Origin of the sequence: Poseidonibacter sp. (assembly GCF_041821165.1) — a bacterium.
GTDB lineage: Bacteria > Campylobacterota > Campylobacteria > Campylobacterales > Arcobacteraceae > Poseidonibacter.
On sequence record NZ_JBGUES010000077.1, the window covers coordinates 1 to 10,102 of the forward strand.

At 27.2% G+C, this 10,102-nt stretch carries 12 protein-coding genes; 11 read left to right on the forward strand and 1 reads right to left on the reverse strand.

Annotated features, from left to right (window positions below):
- From ACERKK_RS07440 to gmk, 11 genes are all read left to right on the forward strand, one after another.
- Positions 1-220, forward strand: a 220-nt coding sequence (locus ACERKK_RS07440) for a TonB family protein (protein WP_373772448.1), incomplete at its 5' end; no start/stop codon positions are given.
- Between the two features lie 12 nt (positions 221-232).
- Entirely contained in the window at positions 233-772 is a 540-nt protein-coding gene (locus tag ACERKK_RS07445) for a MotA/TolQ/ExbB proton channel family protein (protein ID WP_373772449.1), read from the forward strand.
- Positions 756-1,148: an ExbD/TolR family protein gene (locus ACERKK_RS07450; RefSeq protein ID WP_373772450.1), complete on the forward strand. Its 393-nt coding sequence runs from the start codon at positions 756-758 to the stop codon at positions 1,146-1,148. Before ACERKK_RS07445 ends, ACERKK_RS07450 begins: the two co-directional genes overlap by 17 nt.
- 35 nt (positions 1,149-1,183) lie before the next feature.
- A complete protein-coding gene (locus ACERKK_RS07455; RefSeq protein ID WP_373772451.1) occupies positions 1,184-3,181 on the forward strand; it encodes a TonB-dependent receptor domain-containing protein in 1,998 nt (665 codons plus the stop codon).
- A 41-nt stretch (positions 3,182-3,222) separates the two neighbouring features.
- Positions 3,223-3,792, forward strand: coding sequence for a hypothetical protein (locus ACERKK_RS07460; RefSeq protein ID WP_373772452.1), 570 nt, complete (start codon positions 3,223-3,225; stop codon positions 3,790-3,792).
- 91 nt (positions 3,793-3,883) lie between these two features.
- Positions 3,884-4,609, forward strand: a complete 726-nt coding sequence (locus ACERKK_RS07465; protein ID WP_373772453.1) for an NYN domain-containing protein — start codon at positions 3,884-3,886, stop codon at positions 4,607-4,609.
- 179 nt (positions 4,610-4,788) lie between these two features.
- Positions 4,789-5,571 carry a 30S ribosomal protein S2 gene (rpsB, locus tag ACERKK_RS07470; RefSeq protein ID WP_373772454.1) on the forward strand — a complete coding sequence of 261 codons (783 nt, stop codon included), beginning with the start codon at positions 4,789-4,791 and terminating at the stop codon, positions 5,569-5,571.
- A 2-nt stretch (positions 5,572-5,573) separates the two neighbouring features.
- Entirely contained in the window at positions 5,574-6,620 is a 1,047-nt protein-coding gene (gene tsf, locus ACERKK_RS07475) for a translation elongation factor Ts (protein ID WP_373772455.1), read from the forward strand.
- 37 nt (positions 6,621-6,657) lie between these two features.
- Complete coding sequence (locus ACERKK_RS07480; RefSeq protein ID WP_373772456.1) at positions 6,658-7,341, forward strand: ABC transporter ATP-binding protein; 684 nt, start codon at positions 6,658-6,660, stop codon at positions 7,339-7,341.
- Positions 7,338-8,147, forward strand: coding sequence for a hypothetical protein (locus ACERKK_RS07485; RefSeq protein ID WP_373772457.1), 810 nt, complete (start codon positions 7,338-7,340; stop codon positions 8,145-8,147). Before ACERKK_RS07480 ends, ACERKK_RS07485 begins: the two co-directional genes overlap by 4 nt.
- Positions 8,144-8,764 carry a guanylate kinase gene (gene gmk / locus ACERKK_RS07490; protein WP_373772458.1) on the forward strand — a complete coding sequence of 207 codons (621 nt, stop codon included), beginning with the start codon at positions 8,144-8,146 and terminating at the stop codon, positions 8,762-8,764. Before ACERKK_RS07485 ends, gmk begins: the two co-directional genes overlap by 4 nt.
- On the opposite strand, the gene ACERKK_RS07495 is transcribed toward gmk, so the two are convergent.
- A partial coding sequence (locus ACERKK_RS07495; RefSeq protein ID WP_373772459.1) for an EAL domain-containing protein occupies positions 8,761-10,102 on the reverse strand: 1,342 nt, incomplete at its 5' end. The two genes, gmk and ACERKK_RS07495, sit on opposite strands and share 4 nt — an antisense overlap.

Consider the following 10,102-nt stretch of genomic DNA (forward strand, 5'->3'; position numbering starts at 1 on the left):
AAGATTAAAAGAAGAAGGAAAGGTTATTGTTTCTTTTAGAGTTTTAAAAAATGGACAATTTACAAATATGAGAATTCTAAAAGAGAGCTCAAAAAAAAGATTAAATAAAGCTGCTTTAAATGCTTTGCTATTAACAAATAAATTTGAACCATTTTCTAAAGAATTAAAAGATAAAGAGTTTATAGATTTTACATTAGCAATGCGATTTAGCTTAAAATAAAAAGGAAAAAAAGTGAAACATACTTTGATTGAATATATTCATCTTGGTGGCTATGTTATGTATATACTAGTTATTTTAAATATTTTAGGACTTAGTATTATGTTATGGAAATTTATACAAATTAAAATAGAAAATAGAAAAATACAAAAAGTTGTAACAAATATTTTTAATACTGTACATAAAGAACACTCTTATACTTGTAAAAAAGTAGAAAATGAGATTTACCATAGTGCCTCTGCGTATTTATTAAAATTGGATTTAGGAATGAATACAATAAAAATTATTGCAACTATTGCACCAATTTTAGGTTTATTAGGAACAGTTATTGGTGTTTTACAATCATTTGAAACAATATCAACAGCTGGTTTTTCTCAAGGTGCAGATTTATTTGCAAGTGGTATTTCACTTGCTTTAATTACAACAATTGGTGGACTTATTGTATCGCTACCTCATTATGTAGGATTTAACTATCTTACAGGTTCATTTGCAAAATTAGAATCAAAATATGAGAAGATGATAATAAATAGGATAACTCGTGAAACGCTTATGTAAAAAAAGAGAGCTTATATCTATGGATTTAACTCCATTAATAGATGTTGTGTTTTTACTACTAATATTTTTTATTGTAGCAAGTGAATTTAAAAAAAATGAAACAATTTTAAATTTATCATTACCAAACTCAGCTTCAAAAGAAAATATAGTTGAGAAAAAAGCAATTGTAATTGAACTTTCAGAAAAAAAACTTGCTTATAAAACAAGTGAAATAGATTTTGTGCAATTAGAACAAAAATTATCTTTATTGCAAAAAGATAGTCAATTAACAGTAAAAATAGATAAAGAAGTAAAGTATAAAAGAGTAGTAAAACTTTTAGACATTTTAAATAAATTACAGTTAAGTAATCTTTTACTTATAACTAAAAGCCAATAGTAAATATAAAAATTAAAATAAAATAGGAATAAAAAATGAAACAAAATAACAAATTATTAATCTCATTATCAATTGTAACTGCATTTGCAATAAATGCAATGTCAAGTGAAGGTGAGAGTGAAATATTAGAATCAATACAAGTATCTGATACAGCATTTCAAACACAAGTAAAAAGTATATCATCTGATGTATTAGAGGATAGCCAAGCAAGTGATATAAAAGATATTTTAAAATCAATTCCAAGTGTTGTTGTAAATGGTAACGCAAGATATTCTCAAAAAGTTTATGTAAGAGGTTTAGAAGATAAATTTTCAAATATTACAATAGATGGTGCAAAAATTGGTGGGCAATTATTCCATCATTCAGGTGATCAAACAATTGATGCAGAAATGTTAAAAATTGGTTCTATTGAACTTGGAGCAAACTCTGCATTAAGTGGAGCAGGAGTTGTAAATGGAGCTTTTGTTTACGAAACTAAAGACCCTAGTGACTTTTTAAAAGAGGGTGAAGTTTTTGGTGGAAAAATAACTACTTCTTATCAAAGTGCATATGAAAGAAAAATGGCAAGTGTAGCAGTCTTTTCAAAAGTAAATGATAAGTTAGAATTCTTAGGATTGGGAAATATTTCAGAGGATGGTGATTTATATATTCCTAAAAAAGAAAAAAATAGTTCTAAGCATAGTAAATTAGAAAGTGCTTTAGCAAAAGTAGTATTTAAAGCAAATGATTACAATACAATAAAATTCTCTTATAATAAATATCAAGATGGTGGAAATAGAAATCTTTCAGGTGAAAAAGTAGGAAGTAATGATGAAGTTTATCCTTATAATGAAATACTAAGAGATACTTATACTTTAAATTATGAATTTAATCCTGATAGTGATTTAGTAAAAATAGATTCAAAAATATATTCTAATTCTCAAAAATTAAATAGAGATGGATTTATAGATGATGATTTGAAAATAGCAAAAAGAACTTATGAAAATAAAGTTAGTGGATTTGATATAAGAAATACATCGCTTGTTAGTAATCATATTTTAACTTATGGAGTTGAGTATTCAAAAGAAGAGCAATCTAAAACAGCTGATGGCTTATCTTATTATATAAGTGGAGCAAATATTGGTCAAACAAAAAAAGAATCAGTAGATGGTAAAGGTGAAGTACTTGCTTATGGTTTATATTTTGATGATGAAATAGAATTAGGTAAATTAATTGTAAATCTTGGAGCAAGATATGATGTGCATGAAATGGGAGGTATTTATTCAGGTGAGTTTAAAGAATTATCTCCAAAATTTAAAGCATCATATCAAGCAACAAATGATTTAAATTTAAGAGTAGGTTACGGTAAAATTTTTAAAGGACCATCATTAGGTGAAACACTAATGCTAAATGATACTATTGTTCAAGATACAAATACGAAAGCTCAAACAGGACATAACTATGAAGCTGGTATTGACTATAACTTATCAACTATATTAAATGCTGATAGTTCAAATATAGGTTTTACAGCTTATACATATAATTTAGATAACTATATGCATCCAACAAAAAATACAACACTTTCAAGCGATACTGATGTAAGAATTTGGGGTTTAGAAACTGTTTTCAATTATTATAAAGATAAGTTAGGTTTAAATTTAAGTCATACATATACAGATGGAAATGAGAAAAATATTCTAACAGGTGTTAAAACTGAGCCAAAAACAGCAAAAGTTCATACTTTTAAAGTTGGTTTAAATTATTCTGTAAACTCTTTATTAAAACTAAATTATAGTAGTGAATATGTTCCAACAAATACTTATACTTATAGTGAAACAAAAGATGTAAAAAGAAAAGGATACAGTGTTCATAATATTGCAGCAACATATAAATTACAATCAATAAAAAATGCAAAAATAAATTTTGGTATTGATAATATACTTAATAAACAATATAACAATCATACAGCCTTTGGTACGTATTCAGGTTCAAGTATAAATGAATCTCATGAAGTTGGAAGAAATTTCAAAGTTAAACTTTCATATAGATTTTAAAGGAATATATTTTGCAAAAAAGAAAATCTATAAGTAGTATAATGAGATCTCTTCACCGAGATCTGGGTTATTTTGTTATTGGTATTACCTTACTTTATTCAATTAGTGGAATTATACTTTCAGGACGAGCGCTTGGGTGGTTAGTGCAAGAGTATAATGCAAATATTATAATGAGTAAAAATATAACACAAAAAGAGTTTAATAAATTATTTATAATAAAAATTAAAGAAGGTAAAATTGAAAATATTTTTCCAGAATCTTCTTATACTAAAGTAGAAAAAAGACTTAATTTAAAAGTTAAAAAACAAGAGAATGAAATAATAACATATAATGCATGGAAAAATTTAAATGTATATTATAATAAAAATTCAGGACAAACAGATATTTCTTATAAAGGTTATCCTGTTGTTGTAAAGATGTTTTTAGATGCACATAAATCAACACATGAAAAGGCATGGTTTTACTTAGCTATTTTATATAGTTTAGTTTTAAGTTTTCTAGCAATTTCTGCAATGTTTATGGTAAAAGGTAAATTTGGATTTAAAAAAAGAGGAATATATTTTATGTTTGCTGGAATAGTTGTAGTAGTTGCTTTTCTTGCAATAAGTTAATATTAATAAAGAATATCCTTACACTGATTGAAAAGAAAATATTATTTAAAGTTTTATACAGTAGAATCAATCAAAGTAGTAAGGATTATTCATGATAGATAATAAAAGTAATAAATTAGCTGTTTTAATAGATGCAGATAATGCACAAGCTTCAATAATTGCAGAACTTTTAGCTGAGGTTTCAAAATTTGGAATTGCTAGTGTAAAAAGAGCATATGGTGATTGGACTACAAGTAATCTAAAAAAATGGAAAGAACACTTACACAAACACGCAATTCAACCTGTTCAACAATTTTCATATACAAGTGGTAAAAATTCTACTGATTCTTCACTTATAATAGATGCAATGGATATATTACATGAAAGTAATTTAGATGGATTTTGTCTAATTTCTTCGGATAGTGATTTTACAAGATTAGCAACAAGAATTAGAGAATCTGGATTAATGGTATATGGTTTTGGTGAGAAAAAAACTCCTGAAGCATTTATTGCAGCTTGTGATAAATTTGTATTTACTGAAATTTTAAGAGAAAATGATATTCCAATACAAAAAACTGAATCAAATACTTTAACATTAAGACCTATTTTAATTTCTGCAATAAATGCTGTTTCAAAAGATGATGCTTGGGCAAGATTATCAAATGTAGGTGCTTATATAAATAAAAATCATCCTTCTTTTGACCCTAGAAATTATGGTTATGAAAAACTTGGAAAATTAATAAGAGATTTAAATTATATTGAAGTTGATGAACGAGAATTTAATGATGATTCATCGAATGTTCATATTTATATAAAAATTAGAGATTATAATGATTAAAAGTTTTTGTTTTTATCACTTAAAGAAATATTAAAGTTAACTTAGATAAAATCACGGTTCTAATTTCGTATTAGAAACCTCACATGTGTCAATCCTGGTATGGGTTGTAAGAAGCTTAGGCTGATTATTAAGGGGCGCAGAGGGAAAAACCCAAATTTAAAATATACAAGGAAATTGTCATGGTTACAATGAAAGACTTATTAGAATGTGGTGTACACTTCGGACACCAAACAAGAAGATGGAATCCAAAAATGAAAAAATTCATTTTCGGTGTTAGAAAAAATATTTATATTATTGACTTACAAAAAACATTAAGATACTTTAGATACACATATAATGTAGTTAGAGATAGAGCTGCTGAAGGTCAAACAATGATCTTTGTTGGTACTAAAAAACAAGCTGCAGAAGCTGTTAAAAAAGCTGCTATTGATTGTGGTATGCCATATGTTAACCACAGATGGTTAGGTGGAATGTTAACAAACTACGGAACAATCAAAAAATCAATTAGAAAATTAGAAATTATTAAAAAAATGAGAGAAGAAGGTCAATTAGACTTACTTACTAAAAAAGAAGCATTAATGCTTTCTAGAAAAGAAATCAAGTTAGAATTATACCTTGGTGGAATTAAAGAAATGCATAAAATCCCTGATATGATGTTCGTATTAGATGCAGTTAAAGAAAAAATTGCTATCCAAGAAGCAAGAAGATTAGGAATTACTGTTGTTGCTCCTTTAGATACTAACTGTGATCCAGATGTTGTTGATTTACCAATTCCAGGTAACGATGATGCAATCAGATCTATTCAATTATTCTGTAACGAAATGGCTGCAGCAATGAACGAAGGTAAAGCATCAAGAGAAGAAGTAGAGGAAGAAGTTGTTGTAACTGAAGAAGAAGCAGCAGCAGTTGTATCTGAAGCAGTAGCTGAAGGTGAAGCTGAAACTAAAACTGAGGAAGCATAATCATGGCTGGAGCAACTCCTAAATTAATCAAAGAATTAAGAGGAATGACTGGTGCAGGTATGCTTGATTGTAAAAATGCACTTAACGAATGTGAAGGTGATTTAGACAAAGCCGTTCAAGCTTTAAGAGAAGCTGGATTAGGTAAAGCTGCTAAAAAAGCTGGAAATATTGCTGCTGAGGGTGTTATTGCTGTTAAAGTTAATGCTGATAACACTGCTGCTACAATGTTAGAGCTTAATGCACAAACTGACTTTGTTGCTAAAAATGAGAATTTCTTAAACTTAACTAAAGAAATTGTTACACATGCACAAGAAAATAACATTACTGATGCAGATGCTTTAGCATCTTCTACAATTAATGGAACAAACTTTACAGAATTCTTAAACGGTAAAATTGCTACAATTGGTGAAAACTTAGTTGCTAGAAAAGTTACTGCTGTTGAAGGTACTGTTGTTAATGGTTATGTTCATACAAATGGTAGAGTTGGAGTTTTATTAGCTGCAACTTGTGATGATTCAGTTAAAGAAAAAACTCAAGCATTATTAAAATCATTATGTATGCATGCATCTGCAATGAAACCAACTGTAATTTCTTATACTGATTTAGACCCTGAATTTATAGAGTCTGAAAACAAAGCAATTGTTGCAGAAATTGAAGCTGAAAATGATGAGTTAGTAAGATTAGGAAAACCATTAAAAAATATTCCTGATTTCGTTTCTAAATCACAATTAACAGAAGAAGCATTAGCTACTGCTAAAGCTAGCTTTGAAGCAAAATTAAAAGAGCAAGGTAAACCTGAAAAAATCTGGGGAAATATCATTCCTGGACAACTTGAGAGATATATCACTGATAACACTCAATTAGATGGTAGATTTGCACTTTTATCTCAAGCTTACGTAATGGATGACAAAAAAACTGTTGAGCAAGCAATTGCTGACGTTGATGCATCAATTAAAATCACTTCTTACATTAGATTTGAATTAGGTGAAGGTATTGAGAAAAAAGAAGAAGATTTCGCTGCAGAAGTTGCTGCACAAATGGCTAAATAATTAATATCAAAACTTTTTGATATATAAGGATCATCCTATGAGTGAAAAACAACCAAAAAAGTCACTCATAATGGATGACCTTCTTCTTAATGCTACAAATATTTCTCATAAATTTGATTATGAACTTTTTCATGATATAAATTTAACACTAAAAAAACAACAATCAATTGCTATCATTGGAATGAGTGGTAGTGGTAAATCTACTTTTTTAAATATATTATCATCTTTATTAAAGCCTTTTTCTGGAGAAGTTATTTTCAATGATGAAGATATTTATTCATTAAAACAAAAGAAACTACTTAATATTAGAAGAGAAGATTTTGGTATAATATTTCAAGCACATTACTTATTTAGAGGATTTTCGGCATCTGAAAACCTTGATATTGCTACTTTATTAAGTGGTAATGAAATTGATAATGACTTATTAAAACAGCTAAATATTGATTATGTTATGAAACAAGGTGTTGGAGAATTAAGTGGTGGACAACAACAAAGATTATCAATTGCTAGAGTTTTAACTAAAAAACCTAAGATAATTTTTGCAGATGAACCAACAGGAAACTTAGATAAAGAAACTGCCAATATGGTAGTTGATACACTTTTTAATTATATTAAAAGTAATAATGCAGGTTTAATATTAGTAACACATGAAACAGATTTAGCTATGAAATGTGACAAAGTATATAAACTTGAAGATTTAAAATTACAGGAGTTAAAGTGAATTTATTATTAGTATGTGAAACACAAATAATAGAACAAATTTTCTCACTAGTATGTAAAAAATTAAAATTAGATTTTTCAGTGCAAGGTACAACTGCAATAACTGGTGAATACGATTTTATAATTGTTGATCAAGAATTTATTGATGACAAATTTAATATAATTAAGCAGTATACTAGAAAACTTGGAGCTATTACTTCAGAAGAATTACCTTTTGAAAAATCAAGAGATTTCATTATACCAAGACCTTTTTTACCAACAAAATTACAAGATATACTAAGAGAACAAGTACATTTTTTAGAAGCTGAAATTCTAAAAGAACAAAAACTTGATATCAAACCTGAACTAAACACAGATATCTATGATGAAAATAATTCAATTACACCAATTACTGATTATGTTGAATCTTTAGTTGAAGATGTTTATTTAGATATTAATGATGAAGAGAATGAAGATGAAAGTCTTGTAAAAATAAACTCTTCAAATACTGGCGGGATTCTTGATAATCAAGAACTTTCAAAACTTCATGATATGCTTGAAGATAGTGAAGCTCAAAGAGATTTAATAATGGATTCAAATGATTGGAAAGATATAGGTTCAATTATTGATGATGCCTTAGATGAAGTAAAAGAGTATGAATTTGATTTAGAAGAAACTACTTCAAAAAAACCACTAAATTTAGTGTTGAGTAATTATAATATTGAAGAGTTAAAACCTTTATTGGAAAAGTTTAACCAAGGTATTATAGATAGACTTTCAGCAGGTGAGAGTGTTGATATTAGACTAGTATTAAAGGATAAAAAATGATAGCTGAAAAAAAAGGTGCTATATTAATCTTATCAGGTCCAAGTGGCTGTGGTAAATCTACTTTATTAAAAGAAGTATATAAAAAAATATCAGATTATTATTTTTCAATTTCAACAACAACTAGAAACCCAAGAGAGGGTGAAGTTCATGGTGTTGATTATTTCTTTGTTACAAAAGAAGAGTTTGAAAATGATATTAAAAACGATGACTTCTTAGAGTATGCACTAGTTCATGGAAACTATTATGGAACGTCTTTAAAGCCTATTAATGAAGCTTTAAATGAGGGTAAACTAGTAATCTTTGATATTGATGTACAAGGTCATGAAATAGTTAGAAATAAGCTTAATGATATTGTTACATCTGTTTTTATTACAACACCTTCTTTAGGTGAGTTAGAAAATAGATTAACATCTAGAAATACAGATTCAAGTGAAGTAATTTCAAATAGAATTAAAAATGCCAAAGAAGAGATTAAATCTTTCCAAGAGTATGATTATTTGATTATAAATGATGATTTAGAAGAAGCTACAACTCAATTAGTTTCAATTGCATCTATTACTAGAAGTAAATCAAAACTATTTGATAAAGATTTTATAGTTAATGAGTGGATGAATTAAACTTCATTAAAACTCATTGGTTTTCCAAAGAAATATCCTTGCGAATAATCAATTTCTAAAGATTTAACTTTTTCATAAATCTCTTCACTACTTACAAATTCAGCTACTGTTTTAAAACCAAACTCTTTAGTAAACTTAGAAATCGTATTTACGATAATTTCTTGATTTTTAGAATAATCTATCTCTTTAATTAAAGAACTATCAATTTTTACAAAATCAATATCAAGTGTTGTAAGCATATTAAAGTTTGAGTATCCAGCACCAAAGTCATCAACTCCAACAGTACAACCAATCTCTTTTACTCTTTTTATAAACTCTTGAACTATTGTCATATCAGAGATTTCTTCACTTTCTAAAATCTCAAATTCAAGAAGAGAAGCTGCATCTTTTTCTTTTTCAAGTTCTGTATAAATAAATCTTTTTGTTTCAGAACTAGCAATATCTTCAAATGAGATATTAATAGCAACTCTTTTGTTTTTTGCTTTTATTAGTTTTAATGCTTCAATTAACATTACATGAATAATATGAGGATATAACTTAGCTTTTTTTGCAATATCTAAGAATTTAAATGGAGCAATTACTTCTCCATCATCTTCAATAAATCTAATTAATGCTTCATATTTATAAATTTCTTTTGTTTTATTATCTACGATTGGTTGATAATAAGCTTGAAATTTATTCTGTTTTAGACCATTTTTAATCTTTTTAACCCATTTAATATTTTCTTCAAATGATTCTTGAATATTAAAAGAGTCATCATAAATCATAACTTGCTCTAATTTATTTCTAGCATATGAAATAACTCTTTGTGAGTATTTAAAGATTCTTGATGTATCACCTTGAGCAATACCAATAGTTACATTTATATCAATTTCATTTTCATCAATTACTAAAGTATTTATTTCAACTTTATGTGCAAACTCTTTACATAACTTATAAAAGTCATTTACATCAGCTTCATGATCTTTTGATAAAATTGCAAACTTATCAGCTTCTGTTCTGTAAATAGAGTAGTGGTCATTTGGAAAGTATTGCTTAAGAGATATTGCTAGCTCACATAAAATTGTATCACCAGTTTTTTCACCAAATAAATCATTCATAGTTGAAAAATCATCAATATCTAAAATAGCCATTAAATCAATGTTTTTTGTCTCTAAATCTTTTTTAAGTCTATTTCTATTTTGAAGATTTGTTAATTTATCAACATATAAATCTTTTAGCTCATGATATAATAAAGATTGTGACATAACTTGTAAAAGCTTACTTACATCAATAGGTTTTAGTACATATTTATCAATTCCAATATCAATGGCTTCAAGTAAATACTCTTTATTTGAA